Source organism: Rhizomicrobium palustre, assembly GCF_011761565.1.
Taxonomy (GTDB): domain Bacteria; phylum Pseudomonadota; class Alphaproteobacteria; order Micropepsales; family Micropepsaceae; genus Rhizomicrobium; species Rhizomicrobium palustre.
In genome coordinates, this window is record NZ_JAASRM010000001.1 from 1,253,212 (window position 1) to 1,276,397 (window position 23,186).

A 23,186-nucleotide genomic window follows, 5' to 3' on the forward strand; every position below is an offset into this window, starting at 1 on the left:
GCCGTGCAACCTCGGCGGACCCCTCTCGTGGTGGATGTCGCAAACGTAAACCAAATGACCTCTCCGGCTCTGCCGGCTGCGGCGACGGATGTCTCCACATCCGACGCGGGGTTTGCTGCATTGCTGCAGCAGCTGAGCCAAAGCACGGATATGACCGAAGGCACCCAGCCGGATGGGCCGGGCATGCCGCTCACCAGCGCAATGACCCTGGTTCAGAACTCAATTGGCGCGGCCCCCTATAATTATAAGGCGGACCTGCGCGCGCCCGTTACGGCCAGCACTTTCACAGGAACAGTTGGCCAAGATGGCATGCAGTCCGATACGGACGCGCAAGCGCCTGTGGTGACCAAGCAGCCCACCGATGCTCTTTATCTTGTAGCAGCCGCTGCGGGCCAAGTGCCCACAATCGCACCCTCCATTCCTGGTGCGACGAACGCGGTGCCTGACTTAGCGCAAAGCCAAAGTGCCGTTGGAACGACGCCGGAGACGGCGAAAGAAGATGGGAGCGTTGAGCTTCAGGGCGGCAATGCCGATCAAGTCACAGCCAAACGTCCGACTGCGCAGCTGGACACGAAACCTCAAGCCAGCTCTGTCGTGGTTCCCTCGCAGCAGACGGATGTCCGCGAAGAACTCTCTTCCGTTGCAACCAACACAGCTACTCAAGTGTCAGGCCGCAATACCACGCGCCCGGAACAAGCCTCTTCCGTCCCCGAGACGTTCATTCCGGTGACACGTACGGCTCAGTCTGTCGCGGAAGACATGCCGCCTACGGTGAAGGCTAACCAGGCCGCGAACGTTCAGGTCGATCAAAAGCAGGCGTCATCTGCCCCCCTGAGCGAACCTTCGGCACCGCAAGCCCCCACGACGCAAGCTACAGCCGTTGCGAACATGGCGGTTCCCACGCAATCAGCCAGTACGCAACCCAAGAAAATCAGCGACGAGAAGCTGGAGCCGACGGTTGTCAAGGTGAATATCCAGGGCCCGGCGCTCGGACAGCCTGCGAAGGCGGCGCCACGCGTGGCCACCTATCGCACCGCAGTCCGCTCCGCTCCAGAGGCGGCGAAGGCCGACGCCCCGCAAGATAAGGCGCAGGATAGCGAGAAAACCACACCCGCCATTACTCCCGAGAATTCGGCAATGGTAATTCCGCCCCAGATGGCGCCTGTTGCTGCCCCGGCGGTCATGATGACGGCGTCGACCGTCATGGCGACGGCCACAAGAACACCGGCACCAGCAGCTTCGGAAGGTACCGTCCAAGCTAACAACATCGGCTCGCCCTCAACGAAGGCCACCACGGCGGCCGCGGCAGAGAGCAAGGCGAAGACCAGCGCGGGCCCCCAGCCCCGCAACAATGGGACTGCGACGAATTCGGACGAACCCGAACAGAGCACGCTTTCCGCCACAAGCAGCAATCCGGGTGACAAGTTCTCATCTGACCAGGACCAGAAGGTTACGGCCCCCGCGCCGCATTCTCAGGGGAACAGCTCAGCAGTGGCCGTCGAGAAGGCGGCCGCGCCGGCACAGTCCCAGCCCCCATCGAGCGACGCCGTGCTTGTGCAAGCCCAGCAATCTGCTCTGCCAAACACGCCTATCGAGACAAATAAGCTCACGGCCGATGTTCAGGTCTCTGCCCAGCATCACGATGCTGAAGCTGTCTCCAGCTTCGACAAGATCGGGCTGACCATCGCGGCACATTCCAGTGAGGGCAAGCATCAGTTTGATATTCGGCTTGATCCTGCCGAGCTCGGCCGTGTCCATGTTCACCTCGCGGTGGATGAGGAAGGCCAGGCTCAGGCGACCTTGGTTGCCGATAATCCGAAAACGCTCGAACTTTTGCAGCGCGACTCATCGAACCTGAACCGCACGCTGCAGGATGCAGGCCTCAATCTCTCGCAAAGCAGCTTAAACTTCTCGCTGCGCGAACAGTACCGCCAGAACGATAACTCGGGCGGCCAAGGCCGAAGCCGCAATCTTTCCGCCCAGGCGGTTCTTTCAGCTGACGCCCCGCAATCCCGCTCCAGCCAGGGCAGCTACGCACCTAACAGCGTGCGCCTCGATATTCGCGTTTGAGGTTATCATGACCACTCCTGTCACGAACAACACACCGAACACCTCGACTTCGACCTCGACGAGCACGTCGAAAACGTCTGCCCGGACAAGCTTGGCGAATAACTTCCAAACCTTTCTCACACTGCTGACGACACAGCTGAAGAACCAGGATCCGACCTCTCCGATGGACTCGAACCAGTTCACGCAACAGCTCGTTATGTACAGCCAAGTCGAACAGCAGCTCAGCACGAATGATAAGCTCGATTCCTTGATTTCACTGTCGACCAACCAATCCAGCAATCTGGCGATGAGCTATCTCGGCAAATCCGTCACCCTGACCGACGGAACCGGCCAGCTAGCCAATGGCTCCGCGGTATGGACCTATGGGCTCGACGGGGACGCTGCCTCGACCACACTTACGATCAAAGATGCGAATGGCACTGTGGTCTATTCGAAATCCGGCGAAACAGGCACAGGCGTTCACAGTTTAACCTGGGACGGCAAAGCCATGTCGGGCGATCTCCAGTCCAACGGGCTCTACACGCTCACCGTCTCGGCAGCCGCCAAGGACGGAACGGCCATTAAAACCTCCGTGGCTTCTTCGGCCAAAGTTACAGGCGTCGACCTTTCCGCGTCGAGCCCGCAACTTGTCATTGGAAGCTTTGAAGTTCCGCTCTCCAGCGCTTCACTAGTTACGAACTAATTACCGCAACCCTGCAACAACAATCGCGGACGAGAACCGACCGCCCTGAAAAGAGGACCAAGCTGACCGGCGAAGACCGGAAAGCGGCCAAGGAAAAGGAAGATGTCTCTCTACGGTGCAATGATGACCGGAGTCGCAGGCCTGAGCGCTTATTCGAACTCCCTCAGCGTTACTTCCGCAAACATCGCGAACGTCAATACTGTCGGGTACAAAAACGCGACCAGCAATTTCAATACGCTTCTGGCCTCTGCCTCCAGCACAAACAATTCGGGCAGCGCCACGGTGGTCTCGAGTTCGGGACAGGCGGTCTCTGAACAAGGCCTGTTACAGCCCTCATCTTCGACGACCGACCTGGCGATCTCCGGCAACGGCTTTTTCGTTGTCAGCTCTGCGACCGACGATTCCGCGGCCCGCGCCTACACCCGCGCCGGTAACTTCTCACCGGACGATACGGGCTTCCTCAAGAATTCGGCCGGCATGTATCTGCTGGGTTGGCAGCTCGATGCGAACGGCAATGTGCCGTCCGACCGCAACAACATGACCGCGATCAACGCCAGTTCGCTTACCGGCAAGGCCGAAGCCTCTACCACCGCGAGCGCCCAAATCAACCTTCAGAAAACAACCGCCGTCAACGCCGGCGCCGCGACCTATTCTGTCACGGGCGCGACACCGTCCTCGGTTGCCAGCGGCGCCATTAAGGCCGACTTCCAGCGCACCATTAACGTCTATGATAGCCAGGGCGGCCAGCAGCCCCTGCAGCTCAGCTTCGTCAAGACCGGGGCCAATACCTGGCAGTACGAAGTTACCTATCAGGGCAAGGCCAGCGATCTGAATGCTGCTTCGGCCTTGGTCGGCGCAACTCCCAGTCTGGTGCAGTATGGCACCGTGACCTTCAACTCGGACGGCAGCCTCGCCGGCATCACCTCGCACGACACCACGGGCGCGCTCGTGACGGCAACCACAGCCAATCCGACCTTCAACATCAATATCCCATGGAGCCCCGCGACATCGGGTCTGCAGCCGCAAAACATCAGCATGAACTTCGGCGCGCTGGGCAGTGCCACTAATCTCACCCAATTCGACAATGCCTCAAACATGGCGTCGTCGAAGGTCAATGGCGCGCTGTTCGGCTCTCTAACCGGCGTGACTATCGACAAAGACGGTGTCATTACGGCACAGTTCTCCAACGGCTTGTCACAGAAGGTGTACAAGATTCCGCTGGCGACCTTCGCCAACCCGAATGGCATGACTCAGATCTCGGGCAATGCCTTCACAACTTCGGTTACTTCGGGTTCGCCCACAATAAACGAAGCAAATCTGGGCGGTGCCGGAAAAATCGAGTCGAAGAACCTCGAACAATCGACGGTCGATCTCGCCACGCAATTTACCGATTTGATCACCACGCAGCGTGCTTATTCGGCTGCATCCAAGATCGTCACCACAGCTTCCACGATGCTGGACAACCTCCTGCAAATGGGACGTTAAGGAATATTTCCGGCGTCTTTACGAAGTAAGGGCGCCGGCTTCCTCCACATGATCGCAAGTGTACGGATGATTTTCGTCACTTGTTTACCGCACGCGTTGTCCAATTTTTTAAGGCAACACGGTTACTTTGGTCAGCGGGTAAGTCGAGTGAGGAGTTTCATGATTATGGGTGAAGACCGCAGGGGACGCGCGAGTTACGTCATCGGGCCGGATGGCAGCCCGTTGACCATGGCCGATTTGCCGCCGCCCAACACCAAGCGCTGGGTAATCCGCCGGAAGGCAGAAGTCGTGGCCGCCGTACGCGGCGGGCTGCTGAGCCTCGACGAAGCTTGCCGCCGCTACACCCTGACCGTGGAAGAATTTCTCGCTTGGCAGCGCGCGATCGACCGCTTCGGCATGCCTGGGCTGCGTGCGACACGCGTTCAGCAGTACCGGAACTAGGCAAAATCCTCGCCGACATTTCCCCACCCAGCTTGCGGTCGGGGGCCTCGTTCAAAAAGACCCGGCCAAGCGGCCGGGTTTTTCTTTTGCATGAGACTCCGTCAAGCTGAAGGCGATTCCCCACGAATTTCACGGTAAGGTTTTGTTAATCGAATTATTCCGCCACGAACCGCGGCAAAGACCGGCAGCGTTAAGCACACCTTTACTCCCAGGGCGGCAATGTTTGCCTAGCAAGGCCCGGGCAGTTCCTCCCGGTCCTTACTGACGGGAGTTGGCATTGCCGGATTTCATCAAAGCAATCGGAGCTGCACGCTTTGGCGTGATGGCAGGCGTCGCAGCCGCCCTCACGGCCTTCTTCCTTTATACGGCGGGCGTTCTTTCCACGCCGCCCAAATCTATCCTGTTTTCCGGCCTCGAGCAGCGGGAAGCCTCCGCAGTCGCCGCCAAGCTTGATGCCATGAACGTCCCCTACGAGTTGAAAGGTGACGGCGGTACAATCATGGTGCCCGGCGACCAAGTGACCAAGCTCCGCATGGAGCTGGCGCAAGAAAACCTTCCTTCGGCCGGCGTCGGCTATGAAATCTTCGACAAGTCGGATGCTTTCGGCACCACGGCCTTTGTCCAGAACATCAATCGCCTGCGCGCCATCGAAGGTGAGCTAGCGCGCTCCATTGCCACTATTGAGGGCGTTGAATCCACCCGCGTGCATCTCGTCGTGCCGGAGCGCCAGATTTTCCAGCGCGATCAGCAAAATCCTTCCGGCTCAGTGGTGCTGAAAACCAAAGGCACGCTGGGCAAAGGTCAGGTGCAGGCCATCCAGCATTTGGTCGCTGCCGCCGTGGCCGGCCTCACCCCGGATCATGTCGCCATCGTCGACGATAAGGGCAACCTCCTCGCCGGCGGAACGGATAATGGCGATAATGCCACGGCATTAGGCCAAGAACAGCATACTACAGATTTCGAAGAGCGCATCCGGCAGCGCGTGGAATCGATGGTCGCCAGCGTTGTGGGCCATGGCCATGTCCGCGCCCAGGTGACCGCCAATCTCGACTACAATCGCGTCAACGAGACCAGCGAAACCTTCGACCCCGATTCCAAGGTCGTGCGCTCCACCAACACGATCGAACACAACGCCACAGATACAAATGGCGCTGCGCCCGTGTCCGTCGCCAATTCGCTGCCCGGCCAACAACAGGCTGGCGCCGATTCCACGAAATCGAGCTCAGGCAGCACCGAGGAAATCACCAATTACGAGATTTCCAAGACGGTAAAGACCTCCGTGGTCGATCAAGGCGTGGTGAAAAAGCTCTCTGTCGCCGTCGTGGTCGATGGCGAGGACAAAGCGGGCAAGTATACGCCCCGCACCGCCGAAGAAATGAAGCAGATCGAAGCGCTGGTGAAATCCGCCATTGGCTTTGACCAAGCCCGCGGCGACGCGGTGCAGGTCGTCAACATGCCTTTCGCCCGCGTCGACACGACGCTTGGTACACCTGCCACCCAACCCATGCTGGGCTTGGATAGCTCGGCTTGGTTCAAGATCATTGAGGCGGGGATTTTCTCCATCACCGCGCTGCTGATCGGCCTTTTCGTGCTGCGCCCCTTGACCAAGCGGATGTTCGCGCCGCTCTCATCTACCACAATCACGACGACGACCACCGCCTTGCCCGCGCAGGCCGCTGCTGCAGGCGAATTGCCCGCCCCCAGCGGCGAAACGCCCGCCCTCACGCCGAACAAGGTCGAGAACATGATCGATATTCAGCGCATCGAAGGCCAAGTGCGCGAATCCTCGGTCAAGAAAGTAGGCGAAGTCGTCAGTTCCCATCCCGAAGAAGCGCTGGCCATCCTGCGCTCCTGGCTGCATCAACCGGTGTAATCCATGTCGCGTCCGACCAAAGGCCCCGTCAAAGACGACATGCGCCAGCTTAGTGGCGCGGAGCGATCGGCCATCCTCATGCTTGCGCTTGGCGAAGAGCATTCGTCCAAGCTCTGGCTGATGCTGGACGATGACGAAATCAAGGAAATCTCCCAGATCATGTCCAATCTGGGCACGATCTCCTCGGCTCTGGTTGAAAAACTCCTCGTAGACTTTGTGTCGCAGCTATCCGGCACAGGTTCCCTTATGGGTTCCTATGAGTCCACCGAACGCCTGCTCAACCGCCTCATGCCAGCCGAGCGCGTGGCGACCATCATGGAAGAAATCCGCGGTCCCGCTGGCCGCACCATGTGGGATAAGCTTGGCAACGTGAATGAGACGGTGCTCGCGAATTATCTGAAGAACGAATACCCGCAGACCGTCTCTGTGGTGCTCTCCAAGATCAAACCGGAGCATGCTGCGCGCGTGCTAGCCGCCTTGCCGGAAGAATTCGCGCTTGAAGTCGTCCAGCGCATGCTGCGCATGGAAAGCGTGCAGAAGGACATTCTCGACAAGGTGGAACGCACCTTGCGCGTTGAATTCATGTCCAACCTCGCCCGCACCGCCAAGCGCGACTCGCACGAATTGATGGCGGAGATATTCAATAATTTCGACCGCCAAACCGAAAACCGCTTTGTGACGGCCCTTGAAGAGCGCAACCGAGATTCCGCCGAGCGCATCAAGGCGCTCATGTTCACATTCGAGGATTTGGGCAAGCTCGATCCAGGTTCGATCCAGACCCTTCTGCGCCATGTCGAAAAGGACAAGCTGGCACTGGCAATCAAGGGTGCTACCGATTCTCTGCGTGATGTTTTCTTCTCGAATATGAGCGAGCGCGCCGGCAAGATTCTGCGCGAAGACATGGAAGCCATGGGCCCAGTGCGCCTCAAAGACGTCGACGAAGCGCAGATGCGCATGGTCAATACCGCCAAAGACCTCGCCAATAAGGGCGAAATCATGATCGCCAGCAAGCAAGGCGAAGACGAGCTGGTGTACTGATATGAACACGGCCGAGATCAAGAAATATACTTTTGACACGGAGTTCAGGCCGGAAGGCGACCTCATCTCCAACGCCGCGCGCTTGCGCCAGAAGAAGGTGCTCACGCAGGAAGAGCTCGACAGCATGCTGAGCCGCGCCCGCGAGCAAGGCATGAAAATGGGCCAGGTCCGCGCCGCTGAAGCCACTGCTGCCGCTGTCCAGCAGCTTTGTGTCATCGTGCGGCAATCGATGGACACAGCTCAGGGGCAGCTGAACGCAGTCCGGGAAGAAGCAAGCGCGCTGGCCCTGGTTGCTGGTCGCAAACTTGCCCATGTCGCTGTCGGGATGTTGCCGCAGGGCGAAATCGAGGAAGCACTGCGCGAAGCAATCCATCAAGCCATTGCCGAACCGCGGATCGTGCTGCGCGCCGCCCCGCAAGTCATCGAGGCGGTCAAAGACCGGCTGGAGGAGCTCGCTCTGGAGTTGGGGTATGAAGGCCGGCTTGTCGCCACGCCCGACCCCTCGATTCCTAGCGGCGACTGCAGGATTGAATGGCGCGGCGGCGGCGCGGAACGCAGCATGCAGCATTTGGAAGAAGCTATCGGCGAGGTCATTGCCCGTCGGATAAGCCAAGACGGTATGAAAGGATAAGCCATGGCCGGCAACGATGACATCGACCTGCCCGACCTCTCGCACGAACCGCAACAAGGTTCTGGCTCCGCTCTGCTGACGGGCGCCAATACGGGCGAGGCTGAAGTCAAACATACCGCGCAAGATCTGGAAGCGGTGTTCGACGTGCCGGTCACGGTCTCCGCAGTCCTGGGCAAATCCGCGATGGAAGTGAGCTCGCTGTTGAAGCTTGCCAAGGGAACCATCGTCGAGCTCGACCGCAAGGTCGGCGAAGCCATCGATATTTATGTGAATGACCGGCTGGTCGCGCGCGGAGAAGTGGTGCTGGTAGAAGACCGGCTGGGCGTGACCATGACAGAAATCATCAAGGCCGGCCAAAGCTGACCTGGACCGAGGAATAAGGAACTAGACCATGCGGCTTCTCATCGTCGGCTCTCTTTCGGGTCAGATCGGTGCGGCGACCAAGATCGCGATGGATCGCGGCGCCAAAGTCACCCACGCTTCCTCCATTGATATGGCGCTCGCCATTCTTCGCGGCGGCTCGGGCGCGGATCTCGCTCTTTGCGATATCGTTTTGGATATCGGCACTCTGGTTCGAGGCCTAGCCGCAGAACATATCTGCACCCCGGTTGTCGCCTGCGGCGTGGGCAGCGATGCCCGCAAAGCCGTGGATGCCATTCGCGCGGGTGCCAAAGAATACCTGCCCCTCCCCCCCGATCCGGAACTGATTGCGGCCGTTTTCGCGGCGGTGGCTGACGAAAGCCATCAGATGATCGCCGAAGACGAGGCGATGCTGTCGGTGATCGGTCTGGCTGATCAGGTCGCCCCCTCGGAGGCCTCGATTCTGCTCACCGGCGAAAGCGGTACGGGTAAGGAAGTTCTCGCTCGGTATGTACATAAGAAGTCGAACCGCGCTGACAAGCCCTTTATCTCGGTAAACTGCGCGGCCATTCCGGAAAACCTGCTGGAATCAGAATTGTTCGGCCACGAAAAGGGCGCCTTCACCGGTGCCATTGCCCGGCGCGTCGGCAAGTTCGAGGAAGCCAATTCCGGCACACTGCTGCTGGACGAAATCAGCGAGATGGATGCGCGGCTGCAGGCGAAGCTCTTGCGCGCCATTCAGGAGCGCGAGATCGACCGTGTAGGCGGCACGCGTCCGGTGAAAATCGATATTCGCATTATCGCCACCTCCAATCGCGATCTTGCTGAGGAAGTGCGCAAAGGCACTTTCCGCGAAGACCTTCTCTATCGCCTCAACGTCGTGAACCTGCGCCTACCGTCTTTGCGAGAACGTCCCAAGGACATTCTCGCCCTGTCGCGCCACTTTGCCCGCAAATACGCCGAAGCCAATGGCGTGGCCTTCCGTCCTATCGGTTCTGCAACCGAACGCCTCTTGGTGCAACACCCCTGGCCGGGTAACGTTCGCGAACTGGAAAACACCATTCACCGCGCCGTGCTCTTGGCGAGCGGCAATGAGATCGGGCCTGAGGCCATTCGCCTGCCGGATGGCAAGCAGGTCGGCAGCAGCACTTTTGCGGCTGGCACGACCGACCTTCCCACCCCAGTCCGCTCGGCTGTAGAATCGGCGGCGGCCGTGACCCGCGGATTGGTGGGCCGGACTGTGGCGGATGTGGAGCGCGATCTGATCCTCGACACGCTGGATCACTGCCTCGGCAATCGCACCCATGCGGCCAATATACTCGGCATCTCCATTCGCACGCTGCGCAATAAGCTGCGTGAGTATTCGCAAGCCGGTCTTGCCATTCCAGGCCCCGGTGAGCAGCGCGCCGTCGGATAATCTTCCCGGCGTCAGATGTCCAAATCTGGCGCCGGTTCTTGCGTAAATGCGTTAACGTTAGCGGGATAACTCGATTATGGCCGACACCAACAGCGCGACGCCGACCGCCTTAGGCGGGCTCGACCTGTCGCCCGCCGGCATTCTCGATATCATCAAGCGCAGCGACCTCGGCCTCGCCATCGGCATTATGGCGATTCTGGTGGTCTTGATCCTGCCGCTGCCGACGCTGCTGCTCGACTTCATGCTGGCGCTGTCGCTCAGCTTTGCCATCCTGATCCTGATGACGGCGGTCTTTATCCGCCGCCCGCTGGAATTCTCCTCCTTTCCGGCAGTGCTGCTCATCACCACGATGCTGCGCCTGTCACTGAACCTTGCCTCCACCCGACTGATCCTTAGCCACGGCAATAACGGCACAGCATCCGCCGGCCATGTGATCGAGGCATTCGGCAAGCTGGTCATGCAAGGCAACTTCGTGATCGGCTTCATCATTTTCGCGATCCTGGTGATCGTGAACTTTGTGGTCATCACCAAAGGTTCTGGCCGTATCGCCGAAGTGGCCGCGCGCTTCACCTTGGATGCGATGCCGGGCAAGCAGATGGCGATCGACGCCGATCTTTCCTCCGGTCTCATCGACGAGAAGGAAGCCCGCAAACGGCGCAAGGAGCTGGAATCGGAATCCAACTTCTTCGGCGCCATGGACGGTGCCTCCAAATTCGTCCGCGGCGATGCCGTCGCGGGCTTGATGATTGTCGGTATCAACGTGGTGGGTGGGATCATCGTCGCGGTGGTCCAGCACGGCATGAGCATTGGCGATGCGACGAAGACCTTCACCCTGCTCTCAGTCGGTGAAGGCCTGGTGGCCCAGATGCCGGCCCTCATCATCTCCATCGCCGCCGGCCTTATGGTCTCCAAGGCGGGTGTCGAAGGCTCGACCGACCGCGCCCTGATGACCCAGTTTTCCCATTACCCGCAGGGCCTTGCCATGGCTTCCGCGGTGATGGGCTTTGTCGCGCTGCTGCCCGGCATGCCGAACTTCATCTTCGCCGCGCTTTCGGGCGGCATCGGCTTTCTGTCGTACAAAGCCTTCGAACACAAAAGGAGCGAAGAGAGCAAAGTCGTCGCCGAGACCGAAGCCGCAAAGACCACCGAAGCGGCCAAGGAAGAGCCGATCTCGACCGCGCTTGCCCTCGACATGCTCAGGGTGGAGCTAGGCTATGCCCTTCTCGCCCTGATCAATGACGTCAAAGGACATCGTATCACAGATCAGATCAAGGCGTTGCGCCGCCAGTTGGCTCAGGAAATGGGCTTCGTCATGCCCGCCGTGCGCATCCTCGACAATATGCAGCTCAGCGCCAACGAGTACCGCATCTCGGTCAAGGAAGTGGATGCGGGCCGCGGCGAGCTGCATCCCGGCAGCTTCCTAGCCATGGATCCGCGCGGGCTTCCCATTGATCTGCCCGGCACGCATACGACCGAACCCGCCTTCGGCCTGCCCGCGACTTGGGTTTCCTCGTCGTTGCGCGAAGAAGCCAATTTCCGCGGCTATACCGTGGTGGATCCGGGCACCGTGCTTACCACCCACCTGACTGAAGTGCTCAAGACCCATATGGCCGAGCTGCTCTCCTATGCGGAGACCAAGAAGCTGCTCGACGATCTGCCGGCCGAACACAAGAAGCTGGTCGAGGAACTCATCCCTTCGCAGATCTCGGTCACGGGCGTGCAGCGCGTGCTGCAGACCCTCTTGGGCGAACGCATCTCCATCCGCGACCTTCCCGCCATCCTGGAAGGGATCGCGGAAGCCGTCGGCCACACCAAGAACGCACTCTACATCACCGAGCATGTCCGCGCACGGCTGGCGCGCCAGATCTGCAACGCCAACATGTCACCCAATGGCTATCTGCCGATCCTGGCCATGTCGCCCGGCTGGGAACAGGCCTTCGCGGAATCCATCATCGGTCAGGGCGAAGATCGCCAGCTCGCCATGGCGCCAAGCCAGCTGCAGCAATTCATCACCGCTGTGCGCGATCGCTTCGAGGAAGCCACCGGCCGCGGCGATATTCCGGTACTCCTTACCAGCCCGCAGGCGCGGCCCTTCGTGCGTTCCATTATCGAGCGCTTCCGCCCGCAAACGGTGGTGATGAGCCAGAACGAAATTCATCCTTCCATTCGTCTTCGCACGATGGGACAGGTGTAACGCGTCATGCAGCTTCGCACCTTCCTTGCCAAGGATATGAGAGAGGCCCTCACCGAGGTGAGGAATGCCATGGGGCCGGAAGCGGTCATCGTGGCAACCCAGCCGACCAAAGGTGGCGGGGTGATGGTGCGTGCCGCCCTGGAAGAGCCCGATCCGGAACCTCTGCCACCGCCCGAGCCGGAGCGGTCTAGCACATCGCAAGACTATGATCCCGACGATATCGATGCCCTGTTCCAGCAGAGCATGATCCGCCGTCTCAGGGAAAAGAAAACCACGCTGCAGGGCAAGCGCAAGTTCGACCGCACCGAGATGCTGGCCGCCTTCGCCAAGAGCCGCCTGCCCGAAGCGCTCGGCCATTCCCTGGCCGAGGCCGCCGCCAAAACCGGGCTCAACGACATGACATTGGCCTTAGCAGCGGCCATCGATGCGCGCATGACCTCGGCCCCGGTCGACTTCGTGAACGCCAAGGCGATGCTTCTTGTCGGCCCCAATGGCGCAGGCAAGACCGCCATCGCCGCCAAGATCGGTGCCCATGCCCGCCTTGCTGGGCGTCCGGTGCGCCTCGTCGCCCATGACGTTACCGGCGCTGGCGCGGTGGCGCGCCTTAAAGACTTCGCCGATCATCTCGACGCACAGATCGTCACCGCCGAAAGCGCCCTCGCCTTAGCTGGTGTCGTCAATCAAGCGGTGCGCGACGGCGCGCTTGCCGTGATCGACACAGCGGGCTTTGATCCGCGCCAGCCTAAAGCTGCCGCTGCTTTCGGCGCGCTGGCCCAGATCGAGCCGGTTGAAATCATCGGCGTGATCTCCGCCCTCACCGATAGCGAAGAAGCCTCCGAAATGGCGGAGGCGCTCGCCAAGCTCGGCGCCACGCGCCTTGTCATCACCGCCGCCGATATGACCCGCCGCATGGGCGCGCTGGCGGCTGCCGCGATGACGCCCGACCTCGCAGTCGGCTTTGTGACCCGCTCGCCCTTTGTGGCAGGCGAACTTGAAACCCTGACGCCGCTGGCGCTTGCCCGGCTTCTCGTCGAACCAGCGGAGGGCGCGCAATGAGCCTTTTCGGACCTCGTCTTACCGCCATCGGCTCCGGCAAAGGCGGCACGGGCAAAACCTTCATCTCGTTGAGCCTTGCCCAATCCTTCGCCGATCTTGGCGAACGCGTTCTGGTCTGCGATGCCGATCTTGGCCTTTCCAATACGGCGGTGCATCTGGGCCTCGCACGTTCCGGCGATCTGCCCGGCTTTCTTGCCGGACGCACACCGCTCGCCGCAGCCGTGGCAAAAGTTGAAACCCAAGGCCATCAGAGCTTCGATCTTCTGGCGGCACCGGCGGGATCAGGCGCGCTTTCCAATGCCGATGGCGCGATGGCCGAAAAGCTCACCCAGCTTTTGCGCCGTACCAATTCCTATGACCGGGTGGTGATCGATCTCGGCGCCGGGATCAGCGAGCCAGTCCTTACCATCGCGGCGGATGCCGATGATGTTGTGGTGGCGATGACGCCCGACCCTGCCGCGCTCACCGATGCTTATGCCTTTGTCAAACTGGTCTTGAAGCGGACGGGCGGACGCTGCCCCTCGCTGATCGTCAATATGGCGGCGGGCGCCCCCGAAGCCAAACGCACAGCCGAAGCGCTGACCAATGCGGCGCGCACCTTCTTGAAGGCGACCCCGGCCTTCTTAGGCTTTGTGCCGAGCGATGCGCGGGTGGTGGATTGTTTGCGCCGTCAGGCCTCGCTCTTCATCGCGCATCCCAACTGCCCCTCGCTCACCGCCATTGCGGCGCTGGCGGGCAAGCTGGGCGGCGCCGGGCAGCATATGCGCGCGGCAAGCTCGATCCGGTGAGCCTTACTTCCTCTTCCCGCCACCGCCGCCTTTGACGTTATCAACAGCAAGCGGCCCAGGCCCCATACCGACCAGGAGCAAAAGCCCCCCCGCAACCGCCGCGTTGGAGACAAAGCGGTGGAACTCGGCGGCGCGCTCGGCGGCGTTTGGGATGCGCCAGTAATCGTTCAAGGTAACAGTGGCGACAATGGTGACGATGAAGAGGATCAGCGCGCCATAACGGGCATGAAAGCCGAAAATCAGCGAGATCGATCCCATCACCAGGAGCAGCAGCACCAAGGCCAGGATAAAGGCCGCCCCCGGCACGCCGCGAAAATTCATCAGGGTGATCGTGTTCTCCCAATCCCCCGCATAGGTGACCACCTGGACCAGGAAGAACCAGGCAAAGACCAGCCTCCCCACCAAAGGTGAGAGTTTCTCGGAGAACGACATTCGACAGCCCCACAACGCAGAGTAACCTGGACGTCAGTTTTACAGAACTGACCCAAAATGTGACAGTGCGGTCAGGGTTGAAATTGCACACAATATATGGCGTGTCGTATATCGACTCCACCAATATCTTGATCTTTGTTTGTCGCCTCTACGATGAAATGGGAGGGGGGAGACCCCACACCGGGAAAGCGATACTGCCTGCGCGGAATGATTCGGGTGACAGGGGCGGGGATAAAGACGGCCGGGGCTGAAATTGAATTTTTTGCGTTCGAGTGCCCGATTTTATGCGTAAGTCATTGAAATCGTGCAGTTTTCGCCAGAAAGTTTGGTGGTAAGCAGTGTCCCCTGCGGCTAAGGGTATCCCGGGAAGCCCCCGGCGGCGGACATCTCGCGAGGTCAAACAGCCTTCAAGATGTGGGAAGCCGACCGGTGATGCGCAAGGCGGCGCGGCGAGAAGGTGGGGCCAGCCTCCTTCCCCCCTTCGCGGAGAGGTCGGAAAATCGAGACGCACAGCGGTGCGGTTTTTCGGGCGTGGCCCCCACCCGATCGGCCTTCGCTACGCAACGCCGGACCGCTTATACGCTGGCGCTACCCGCCCCGCGAGGGGAGGTTAAAAGCATCTCGGACAACGCGAGAACGCATGTGCAGTGATCTTCAGAAGCCTTCGTTGCGCTCTAATGCCTTCTTCATGTTCGGACACGGTCCGCCACGGCTCATAGATCCGCTTGCACTGAAGAGCAGATACCCTCACCCGCCGCGCTGCAGCGTCTTCTGCACCCGGGTGATGTCGTAGCCTTGGGCTTTGGCACGCGCGAGGATGGCGGTGTAGAGCGCCTCGTCCATCCGCGGCTTGCGGGAGAGAATCCAGAAATAGTCGCGGCTGGGATGGCCGATTACCGCGTAGTCGTAATTCTCGCCCAGTTCGATGATCCAGTAATCGCCATAGAAGGGCCAGAAGAAGGTGACCTTGAGCTTGGCGTTCGTCGCGCTGTCCACCACCTTGGCCCGGCCATGGGCTTCATCACGCGGACCATCAAGGCTGTTCTTGGCACAAGCATTCAAGACATCAATCTGACCATCTTTGCGCAAGCTATAGGTCGCGGTGGTGGCGGTGCAGCCCTGCTGGAACCATTGCGGAATGGCGCCGATTTCGTACCAGGTCCCAAGATAGCGATTAAGATCGACATGGGAGACGGTTTTGAGCGGCGGCAACTCTTCTCTTGAGTGGCTGCACGCGGCCAGCGCAAAAGCCGCAGCGAGAAGAACGAGCGCGGACATAGTGAGGCGCTTGGAGCTTGGCATCGGTGCGGGTTCCAAAGAATGCGACAGCAAAACTATCCGCTGATGCGCCAAGGCTTGCAAGGAGGGCCGCCAAATCTGCTAGAGAGACGTGTTCCATCAGGCATGAAGACATGATTGAGATCGCTGAAGGCATTCACCCCATTAAAGCTTGCGCCGTGCGGCGCGCGGGCGAGTGCTGGGCCTTTGCCGAGGCGAAGAAGAACGAGATCGACACCCATTGGCAAAAACGCCTCGCCGAGAATCCCAAATTCTTCAATGGGCGGGTTTTCATCATGCCACGCGGCACCATTGTGGACGGCGTGCTGCGCGGAGATGTGGTGGAGACGGATTTCTCAGCATCCCTCTATTGGCGCGATAGAGACTTTGCCGACAAAAGCGTGGTCGATTGCTTTGCCGTGGCGCTTTTGTTGAGCGCCGATGGCGCGCTGATCTATGGACGGCAAGCACCGGGCAATGTCAGCTCCGGCTTGACCGCACCGCCGAGCGGTTTTTTGGATAGGCGCGATGTGGCAGGCGACGGCGTGGTGGATTTCGAAGCCAGCGCGGCACGCGAAATCTTGGAAGAGACCGGATTTGATGCCAGCGAGATGGCACGCGCGAATGGGTTCCTCGCCGTGCGGCAGGGACCTTATCTCTGCATCGGCGTCAGCTATCGTTTGCCGATGACGGCGGAGGCCTTCATCACCGCGGTGGCGCACCGCGATAGAGACCCCGAACTGGAAGCGCTGGTGGCGCTCAGGCGGAGAAGCGATGCCGCCCAATATAGGATGCGCGATTTCTCGCGGCAGATCGCCGAATACCTATTGCCGGAGTAGCGCACCCATGATCCTGAGGTTTCGCTCCACATCGGAATGTAAACGAAAAATTGCATAGCCCACAGCGGGACCAAAATGTTTGCGTTACCAATTGCTGTTGGTGCGTTTTGTCCATGCCACATCGTCACGGCATCTGCGCCTTTCAGCTCACCGCCGATATTCGCAGCCTGAAGCCTGCAAATATGGCCTTATAAATCAACAAAATGCACGTGCGCACAGCCTCCCGCGCAGCTTTACCCACGGCCCACATTGCGCGCGCGACGATGGCGCGGAGCAAGAAAATCCATTCGCGATTTCAACGGGAGGGCAAATCTATCCAGGTCCAGACGATATCCTCCATTCCAAGATGGCGCGCGGCGACGTAAGCAGATTTATAAGATAAATGCCGCAAAGAGCTACAAAAGTAGTCAGGAGGATGAAAAGGGGGGCATTCATGCGGAGATAGGGACAAACTATTTGTTTGCGCAAATACCGGCTTTTGCCGCGATCGAGATTGACCTCTGCGTGAAATCCGAACGAAGGAGAACCCTGGCGGTATCACAGCAGCCCCGGTCATCGCGCGGGCAAAAATCGCACGGCATTTGACGCGAAGCGGCTTGCTGCCATCGCCGCCAATATAAAGAGAGAAATATCGCAGAACGCACCGGCCCGCAGAGGCGCGGGTTCTGCAGCATCTCTCAGGCAGCGGAAAATCGAAACAGTTACGTCACCTGCAAGCAATGCAGCCGTGAGGCTGCACGGCCCGCCATAACTTTGCCTCTGCAAACCAAAAACCAATACCGCAGAGGATCAGACGCCATAGAAACAAATCAGGGAGGTTTGGATCGTGCGTAAATATGGACTTATAAGCAGCGCATCGACGCTGGCACTCATAGCAGCCTTTCAATGCGCCTCGGCGCAAAATGCCGAAACGCTGGAAACCGTCGTGGTTTCAGGCGTGCGGGATACCTTGGCTTCGGCGCAGACCGTGAAAGCGCAATCGCAGGCGATCGTAGATGCCGTAGTCGGCCTCGATATCGGCAAGCTGCCGGACAATCAGGCCGTTGAAGCGCTGTCGCGCCTGCCCGGCATTCAGGTGAACTATTCCGAAAACGAAGCCCGCAGCCCCAGTGTGCGCGGCCTTCCCAATCTTATGACCACCTTCAATGGCCGTGAAATTTTCACCACGGACGGACGCGGCACGCATCTGCAGGATTTTCCCGCGGGCGCGCTGGCCGGTATTGAAGTTTATAAATCGGTTACGGCCGATTTGATCGATCCTGGCATTGCCGGCCTTATCAATGTGCGTCTGCGCCGGCCGCTGGATTTCGATGGCTTCGCGCTGAAAGGCAATCTGCAATTTTCCTTAAGCGAGCAAACCGGCCGCGTTGATCCCGTCGGCAGCCTGCTTCTGTCGGATCGCTGGAGCACCGGCGTCGGCGATATGGGCTTGCTGGTCAATTTCGCCATCGTGCGCAGCAGTTGGCTGACCTCTGATCGCTGGGCCTCCAGTTCCTATTCCCCGCTCAATAGCAACGGCACCAACGTCACGACGACGGGCATTTCCCCCACCATCAACATGCCGAACCAGGTCGGCGTTTATTATGGCCGCGGTTCGCGCACGCGCCCCTTCTTCAACGGCGCGTATCAGTGGCGCCCGAGTGACAACTTCGAAGTCTATGTCGAAGCCTTGTGGCAGGGCTATCGCGGCCAGAATTCCGATGACTGGGCCGGCGACAACCTGATGGATACCGATAACGGGCGGGATTTCAGCGGCAGCTCACTGAGCGCTTCCCAGAAATATTGGAAGAACTGCTCCGACGCAGGGACTTGCATTGTCAATCGCCACGCGACACTGAGCAATATCGTGCTCGACGCCAGAGATCCCAACAGAGTGGGAAGCCTGGTCAAGGCGGGCGGCGTGCCGCTGCAGACCTATCGCTCCACCACCAACGACCGCGGCGACACTCTGCAAGCCGCCTTTGGCTTCAAATGGACGGCAGGCATCGCGGAAGTCACGAGCGATTTCGCCTGGACCGACAGCCGCTATGACTCCATGAGCTATAGCGTGGACGGCCAGACGGCAGATCCTGTGCGCATGAGCATAAACTTCAACGCGGATGGCGGCGAAGGCTTTGCCCTGAACGGATTTGATGGCCTCAATCCCGACAACTGGATCTGGCGCGGCTATTACGAATCCAAAAGCTTCTATGCGGGCGATGGGCTTCAGGGCCGCACCGATGTGAAGCTGACACCCGGCTGGAACGTTATCGACGAGATCGATTTCGGCGTCCGCGCCACCACCCACCATGCCAGCGCCAACTCTATCGACCGCTATGCCTGGCTGGCGGACCTCGCCATGGTCGGCAAAGGGATTCCTTTGGCGTCAACGCCGGTCGGTTCGCTCCAAAAAGTTACGGACGCATTCCGCGATGATGGCGCACAAATTTTCCAGAACTGGCTCGCTCCAACCCGCGAGGCCATCCGCACCCGTCACGGCGACATGCGCGCAGCCGCATTGGCAGCGCTACAGCTCAAAGCTCAGCTCGGCATTGGCGGCGACAACTTTGCTTCGGATATCGCCAATTGGAGCAAAGCCTCGGTCGAATATGATCCCAATCGCGGCTATGGCGCCGACGAATACACCTACGGAGGCTATGCCCAGGCGCATTATAATCTCAAATCGCTGATCGGCCTGGATGTGGATGGCACGGTGGGGCTTCGCATCGTCAACACAGATGACAAGACATTCGGGGCGTTGACGCTGACGGATGCCAAGGGCAACACCACCATCACGCCGACAACAATGGCCAGCAACTACACCTATCTGCTGCCCTCTTTCGGCGCCCGCTGGAAAATCGACGACGCCTTTGTCTTGCGCGCCGCGGCGACGCGCACCTTCACCCGCCCGGGCTATAGCGATATGAGCCCGACCACGACGGTGACGATCGTCGACGCCTCCAACAGCAACAGCACGTATAATGCCTCGATCAGCACCGGCAATCCGAATCTGCGGCCGCTGACGGCGACCAACTACGACACCTCTCTTGACTATTACTTCTCGGATGTCGGCTACCTCTCCGTCGCGCTGTTCTGGCATGACCTGAAAGGCTTCTTCAGCAACTACACCCAGATCCTGAAGAACTATCCTACCTATGGCACGGTCCAGATCTCGCGGCCGGAAAATGCGGGCGATGGCGCGGTCAAAGGTGTCGAACTCTCCGGTCAGACGGTGTTCGACTTCCTGCCCGGTTGGATGTCGCATTTGGGCCTTTCCGGCAACGTCACTTTCCTCGATGCGCAAAATCAGATGCCGCAGGCCTTGGGCGTGAACAGCCAGATGGTTCAGCTTACCGGCATCTCTAAATGGGCCTATAGCCTCACCGGCTTCTATGAAGACGGCCCTTATGGCGTCCGCATGGCCTATAATTGGCGCAGCCAATATGTGAACAGCTACAACCGCAACGCCAACGAACAGCAATATGCGGGCGAGCTGGTGCGGGCACGCGGGCGGCTGGATTTCTCCACCTATTACAATGTCACCGAAAAGCTCAACCTGTCTCTCGAAGTGAGCAATCTGCTCGCCGAACCCTTCGAGAGCTATCGCTATATGAACCAGACGTCTTACTACCCGCGCGATGTGCGCGATGAAGGCAGATACCTATCGCTGGGTCTGCGCTTCTCCTACTGAGCGATCTGACTGCCTCTCCCCTCGGTCCCGCATCCTTCAAGGTGCGGGACTTTTTTATGAGCTGGGCCCGGAGCAAAAAAAGGGCGGGAGTGATCCCGCCCTTTAAACTTTCGATGTAGGAGCGTTGTTCAGGCTGTGTTGCGCAGCGCGTGTTTGCGCAAGTGGCGCACCAGGGCCATTTCGTCGAGACGGCTTTGCGAGCGGCGTGCTTCGATTTCGGCGAGGCGCTTTTCCTGCTGCTCTTGCGCGAATTCGAGACTCTTCAGCTCCTGGAAAGCTTCGGTGAGTTCTTCCTGACAGGCGGCGCGCTCGCGTTCGATGTCGCGCAGCGTGTCCTTCAGCTTGTCCCGGCGAATTTCAATGGATTTGAGGAAGGACGGAAAAGCGAGACGCCCGATGTCGGTGTCACCGGCGCGCTGGCGTTCACGCGCCACGCTCTCATCGAGGTCGGCGAGCTTGTGTTCCACATCGGCACGCATGCCTTCGATGGTGCCCATGCGGCGCTTCAGTTCATCTACACGGAACCTGCGCAATCTGAGCAAGGTATCTTGCTTCTTCATACCGCCTTACCTTCTCCCACCCTGCAATATAGTGCCTAACTCGTCATACCCTTCGGTTAACAAGGCCCGTTCGTCCTTGCGCTGTGTCAGAAATTTTTCCAACAGCGGGTGCAGCTGTATGGCATCGTCCACTTCAGGATGCGTGCCAGCTTTGTACGCGCCCAGCCGGATCAGCTCGGCCATGTCTTCATAGGTCGCCATCGACTTGCGGGCGGCGGCGACAAGTGATTGTTCGTACTCGGTATTGCAGCCCGGCATGGTACGGCTGACAGAGCGTAAGATATTGATCGCAGGGAAGCGTCCGCGTTCACCAATCATGCGTTCCAAAACGATATGGCCATCGAGAATGCCGCGTACGGCGTCCGAAATTGGTTCATTATGGTCATCGCCTTCGACCAGCACGGTAAAGAGTCCGGTGATCGAACCGTTGCAGCCTTCCGGCCCGGGACCGGCCCGTTCCAAGAGTCGCGGCAGTTCCGCGAAGACCGTCGGCGTATAGCCCTTCGAGGCAGGCGGCTCACCCGCCGACAAGCCAACCTCGCGCTGTGCCATTGCGAAACGGGTGATGGAATCCATCATCAGAAGAACGTTAAGACCTTGGTCGCGGAGCTGCTCGGCAATGGTCATCGCGGTATAGGCCGCCTGACGGCGCACCAGCGGCGGCTCATCCGACGTGGCCGCCACGATCACCGAGCGCGCGAGACCTTGCGGGCCAAGATCATCTTCGACGAACTCTTTTAATTCGCGGCCACGTTCGCCCACCAGGCCGATGACAATCGCATCCGCACTCGAATAGCGCGCGAGCATAGATAATAGAGTGGACTTGCCGACGCCGGAGCCCGCGAAGATGCCCATACGCTGGCCTTCGCAGCAGGTGATGAACTGATTGAGGGCACGCACGCCCAAATCGAGCTTGCCGCCTACTCTATTACGGGACTGCGCGGGCGGCGGTGCGGCTTTGATGGGATAAGCGACAGGGCCTTGCGGCAGCGGGCCTTTGCCATCGGTCGCCTCGCCAAATCCGTTCAGCACGCGGCCCATCCAGGCCTCGCAAGGATAAAGGACGGCGCTCATGCCTTCGAAATCGGCCCGCGCCCCCAATGTGATTCCATCCAGCGACCCCATGGGCATGGCGAGCGCCCTGCCGTCGCGGAAGCCGACTACTTCGCAGGGAATGGCAGGGCCATGCTGAGGCCGAATGCGCAACTGACCGCCCAAGCCAATGGCGCCAGCGGCACCCGTGACCTCGACCATCAGCCCTTCCACACGGGCTACCCGGCCAAAACGTCGCAAGACCGGAAGATTTTCTATCTCCGCGTGCAAAGAGGGCATTCAGGCATCTTTCGCTTCGTCAACGCGGCGATTGTGCCTGGAAGGAATTAAGTCGAGGTAAAGTTAACAAATTCAATCAATGGGATAGTCACGGAATAGCCGCTGGAGTTACCGCTGTGGGAAGGTTTCTGAAGGCCTGTTAAGTGACATTCGCTTTATCTGAAATGTCGTTCGTGACAAAAAGGGGATATTAACCTTTTCCGTTTACCGTCTTGCCGTGGTTAACCAGTCCGGTAAAAAACACGGTACCGGCTTCATGACCAAAAGGGGTCTGACATGCGCGTGCTCCTGATCGAAGACGATAGCGCTATGGCGCGCAGCATTGAACTCATGCTGCGGTCGGAGGGCTTTAACGTCTATACAACGGATCTGGGCGAGGAGGGGATCGATCTCGGTAAGCTGTACGATTACGACATCATCGTTCTCGACCTTCAGCTTCCGGATATGAGCGGCTTTGAGGTCCTCAAGGGCCTGCGTGTGGCGAAGGTTCAGACGCCGGTGCTTATCCTTTCCGGTAACGCCATTGTCGAAGCCAAGGTTAAGGCGCTGGGTTTCGGTGCCGACGACTATATGACCAAGCCCTTCCACAAGGATGAGCTGGTCGCGCGAATTCAAGCCGTGGTCCGCCGCTCCAAGGGTCATTCCCAGAGCGTCATCACCACCGGCAAGCTGGTGGTTAACCTCGACGCCAAGACGGTGGAGGTGGATGGCCAGCGGGTGCATCTGACCGGCAAGGAATATCAGATGCTGGAGCTGCTTTCCTTACGCAAGGGAACAACGCTCACCAAGGAAATGTTCCTCAACCACCTCTATGGCGGGATGGACGAGCCGGAACTGAAGATCATCGACGTCTTCATCTGCAAGCTCAGGAAGAAGCTGGCCGCCGCTACGAACGGCGACAACTATATCGAAACGGTCTGGGGCCGCGGTTATGTGCTGCGCGACCCGTCAGAAGAAGCCATCGCGTCCTAATCAAAAAAAATCAGGGACGTTTTAAGTTTAGGGACACCAGGGGGCAGCAAAGGCGCCGTCGCGAATAC

At 59.5% G+C, this 23,186-nt stretch carries 19 protein-coding genes; 15 read left to right on the top strand and 4 right to left on the bottom strand.

Going from position 1 to position 23,186, the window contains the following annotated elements; all coding sequences use genetic code 11:
* Positions 1-27 precede the first annotated feature (27 nt).
* The 12 genes from FHS83_RS19750 (at position 28) to FHS83_RS05620 (ending at position 14,035) form a co-directional block, all read left to right on the top strand.
* Positions 28-2,070, top strand: coding sequence for a flagellar hook-length control protein FliK (locus FHS83_RS19750; protein WP_167081705.1), 2,043 nt, complete (start codon positions 28-30; stop codon positions 2,068-2,070).
* A 7-nt stretch (positions 2,071-2,077) separates the two neighbouring features.
* Positions 2,078-2,752: a flagellar hook assembly protein FlgD gene (locus FHS83_RS05570; protein WP_167081707.1), complete on the top strand. Its 675-nt coding sequence runs from the start codon at positions 2,078-2,080 to the stop codon at positions 2,750-2,752.
* 102 nt (positions 2,753-2,854) lie between these two features.
* Positions 2,855-4,237 carry a flagellar hook protein FlgE gene (locus FHS83_RS05575; protein WP_167081709.1) on the top strand — a complete coding sequence of 461 codons (1,383 nt, stop codon included), beginning with the start codon at positions 2,855-2,857 and terminating at the stop codon, positions 4,235-4,237.
* Positions 4,238-4,402: 165 nt separating this feature from the next.
* A complete protein-coding gene (gene sciP, locus FHS83_RS05580) occupies positions 4,403-4,678 on the top strand; it encodes a CtrA inhibitor SciP (protein ID WP_167085294.1) in 276 nt (91 codons plus the stop codon).
* A gap of 277 nt (positions 4,679-4,955) precedes the next feature.
* Positions 4,956-6,551, top strand: a complete 1,596-nt coding sequence (gene fliF, locus FHS83_RS05585) for a flagellar basal-body MS-ring/collar protein FliF (protein ID WP_167081711.1) — start codon at positions 4,956-4,958, stop codon at positions 6,549-6,551.
* Between the two features lie 3 nt (positions 6,552-6,554).
* Positions 6,555-7,589, top strand: coding sequence for a flagellar motor switch protein FliG (gene fliG / locus FHS83_RS05590; protein WP_167081713.1), 1,035 nt, complete (start codon positions 6,555-6,557; stop codon positions 7,587-7,589).
* Between the two features lies 1 nt (position 7,590).
* The gene (locus FHS83_RS05595; protein WP_167081714.1) at positions 7,591-8,220 is read left to right on the top strand and encodes a FliH/SctL family protein; all 630 of its coding nucleotides are present in this window, start codon (positions 7,591-7,593) and stop codon (positions 8,218-8,220) included.
* 3 nt (positions 8,221-8,223) lie between these two features.
* Positions 8,224-8,583, top strand: a complete 360-nt coding sequence (gene fliN / locus FHS83_RS05600; protein ID WP_167081716.1) for a flagellar motor switch protein FliN — start codon at positions 8,224-8,226, stop codon at positions 8,581-8,583.
* 28 nt (positions 8,584-8,611) lie between these two features.
* Positions 8,612-9,997, top strand: a complete 1,386-nt coding sequence (flbD, locus tag FHS83_RS05605) for a sigma-54-dependent transcriptional regulator FlbD (RefSeq protein WP_167081718.1) — start codon at positions 8,612-8,614, stop codon at positions 9,995-9,997.
* Between the two features lie 76 nt (positions 9,998-10,073).
* Complete coding sequence (gene flhA, locus FHS83_RS05610) at positions 10,074-12,191, top strand: flagellar biosynthesis protein FlhA (protein WP_167081720.1); 2,118 nt, start codon at positions 10,074-10,076, stop codon at positions 12,189-12,191.
* A gap of 6 nt (positions 12,192-12,197) precedes the next feature.
* Positions 12,198-13,247: a flagellar biosynthesis protein FlhF gene (locus tag FHS83_RS05615; RefSeq protein WP_167081722.1), complete on the top strand. Its 1,050-nt coding sequence runs from the start codon at positions 12,198-12,200 to the stop codon at positions 13,245-13,247.
* The gene (locus tag FHS83_RS05620; RefSeq protein WP_167081724.1) at positions 13,244-14,035 is read left to right on the top strand and encodes a nucleotide-binding protein; all 792 of its coding nucleotides are present in this window, start codon (positions 13,244-13,246) and stop codon (positions 14,033-14,035) included. Before FHS83_RS05615 ends, FHS83_RS05620 begins: the two co-directional genes overlap by 4 nt.
* A gap of 3 nt (positions 14,036-14,038) precedes the next feature.
* Here FHS83_RS05620 and FHS83_RS05625 read toward each other — a convergent pair whose 3' ends face one another.
* Both FHS83_RS05625 and FHS83_RS05630 read right to left on the bottom strand, forming a co-directional pair.
* Positions 14,039-14,467, bottom strand: coding sequence for a DoxX family protein (locus tag FHS83_RS05625; RefSeq protein ID WP_167081725.1), 429 nt, complete (start codon positions 14,465-14,467; stop codon positions 14,039-14,041).
* 747 nt (positions 14,468-15,214) lie between these two features.
* A complete protein-coding gene (locus FHS83_RS05630; protein WP_167081727.1) occupies positions 15,215-15,745 on the bottom strand; it encodes a lipocalin family protein in 531 nt (176 codons plus the stop codon).
* A 134-nt stretch (positions 15,746-15,879) separates the two neighbouring features.
* Between FHS83_RS05630 and FHS83_RS05635 the strand changes: the two genes are divergently transcribed.
* A complete protein-coding gene (locus FHS83_RS05635; protein ID WP_167081729.1) occupies positions 15,880-16,584 on the top strand; it encodes an NUDIX hydrolase in 705 nt (234 codons plus the stop codon).
* An 826-nt stretch (positions 16,585-17,410) separates the two neighbouring features.
* Positions 17,411-20,254: a TonB-dependent receptor gene (locus FHS83_RS05640; protein ID WP_167081731.1), complete on the top strand. Its 2,844-nt coding sequence runs from the start codon at positions 17,411-17,413 to the stop codon at positions 20,252-20,254.
* A 128-nt stretch (positions 20,255-20,382) separates the two neighbouring features.
* On the opposite strand, the gene FHS83_RS05645 is transcribed toward FHS83_RS05640, so the two are convergent.
* Positions 20,383-20,814: a flagellar FliJ family protein gene (locus tag FHS83_RS05645; protein WP_167081733.1), complete on the bottom strand. Its 432-nt coding sequence runs from the start codon at positions 20,812-20,814 to the stop codon at positions 20,383-20,385.
* Between the two features lie 6 nt (positions 20,815-20,820).
* Positions 20,821-22,146 (bottom strand): flagellar protein export ATPase FliI, encoded by a 1,326-nt coding sequence (fliI, locus tag FHS83_RS05650; protein WP_167081735.1) that lies wholly within the window; start codon positions 22,144-22,146, stop codon positions 20,821-20,823.
* Positions 22,147-22,422: 276 nt separating this feature from the next.
* On the opposite strand from fliI, the gene ctrA reads away from it, so the two are divergent.
* The gene (gene ctrA / locus FHS83_RS05655; RefSeq protein ID WP_167081737.1) at positions 22,423-23,118 is read left to right on the top strand and encodes a response regulator transcription factor CtrA; all 696 of its coding nucleotides are present in this window, start codon (positions 22,423-22,425) and stop codon (positions 23,116-23,118) included.
* Positions 23,119-23,186 lie beyond the last annotated feature (68 nt).

Bases quoted from the DNA above. Each gene is read 5' to 3' on its own strand.
- FHS83_RS05570 (WP_167081707.1), top strand. From the start codon at position 2,078: ATGACCACTCCTGTCACGAACAACACACCGAACACCTCGACTTCGACC.
- FHS83_RS05575 (WP_167081709.1), top strand. From the start codon at position 2,855: ATGTCTCTCTACGGTGCAATGATGACCGGAGTCGCAGGCCTGAGCGCT.
- sciP (WP_167085294.1), top strand. From the start codon at position 4,403: ATGGGTGAAGACCGCAGGGGACGCGCGAGTTACGTCATCGGGCCGGAT.
- fliG (WP_167081713.1), top strand. From the start codon at position 6,555: ATGTCGCGTCCGACCAAAGGCCCCGTCAAAGACGACATGCGCCAGCTT.
- FHS83_RS05595 (WP_167081714.1), top strand. From the start codon at position 7,591: ATGAACACGGCCGAGATCAAGAAATATACTTTTGACACGGAGTTCAGG.
- fliN (WP_167081716.1), top strand. From the start codon at position 8,224: ATGGCCGGCAACGATGACATCGACCTGCCCGACCTCTCGCACGAACCG.
- flbD (WP_167081718.1), top strand. From the start codon at position 8,612: ATGCGGCTTCTCATCGTCGGCTCTCTTTCGGGTCAGATCGGTGCGGCG.
- flhA (WP_167081720.1), top strand. From the start codon at position 10,074: ATGGCCGACACCAACAGCGCGACGCCGACCGCCTTAGGCGGGCTCGAC.
- FHS83_RS05615 (WP_167081722.1), top strand. From the start codon at position 12,198: ATGCAGCTTCGCACCTTCCTTGCCAAGGATATGAGAGAGGCCCTCACC.
- FHS83_RS05620 (WP_167081724.1), top strand. From the start codon at position 13,244: ATGAGCCTTTTCGGACCTCGTCTTACCGCCATCGGCTCCGGCAAAGGC.
- FHS83_RS05625 (WP_167081725.1), bottom strand. From the start codon at position 14,467: ATGTCGTTCTCCGAGAAACTCTCACCTTTGGTGGGGAGGCTGGTCTTT.
- FHS83_RS05630 (WP_167081727.1), bottom strand. From the start codon at position 15,745: ATGTCCGCGCTCGTTCTTCTCGCTGCGGCTTTTGCGCTGGCCGCGTGC.
- FHS83_RS05635 (WP_167081729.1), top strand. From the start codon at position 15,880: ATGATTGAGATCGCTGAAGGCATTCACCCCATTAAAGCTTGCGCCGTG.
- FHS83_RS05645 (WP_167081733.1), bottom strand. From the start codon at position 20,814: ATGAAGAAGCAAGATACCTTGCTCAGATTGCGCAGGTTCCGTGTAGAT.
- fliI (WP_167081735.1), bottom strand. From the start codon at position 22,146: ATGCCCTCTTTGCACGCGGAGATAGAAAATCTTCCGGTCTTGCGACGT.
- ctrA (WP_167081737.1), top strand. From the start codon at position 22,423: ATGCGCGTGCTCCTGATCGAAGACGATAGCGCTATGGCGCGCAGCATT.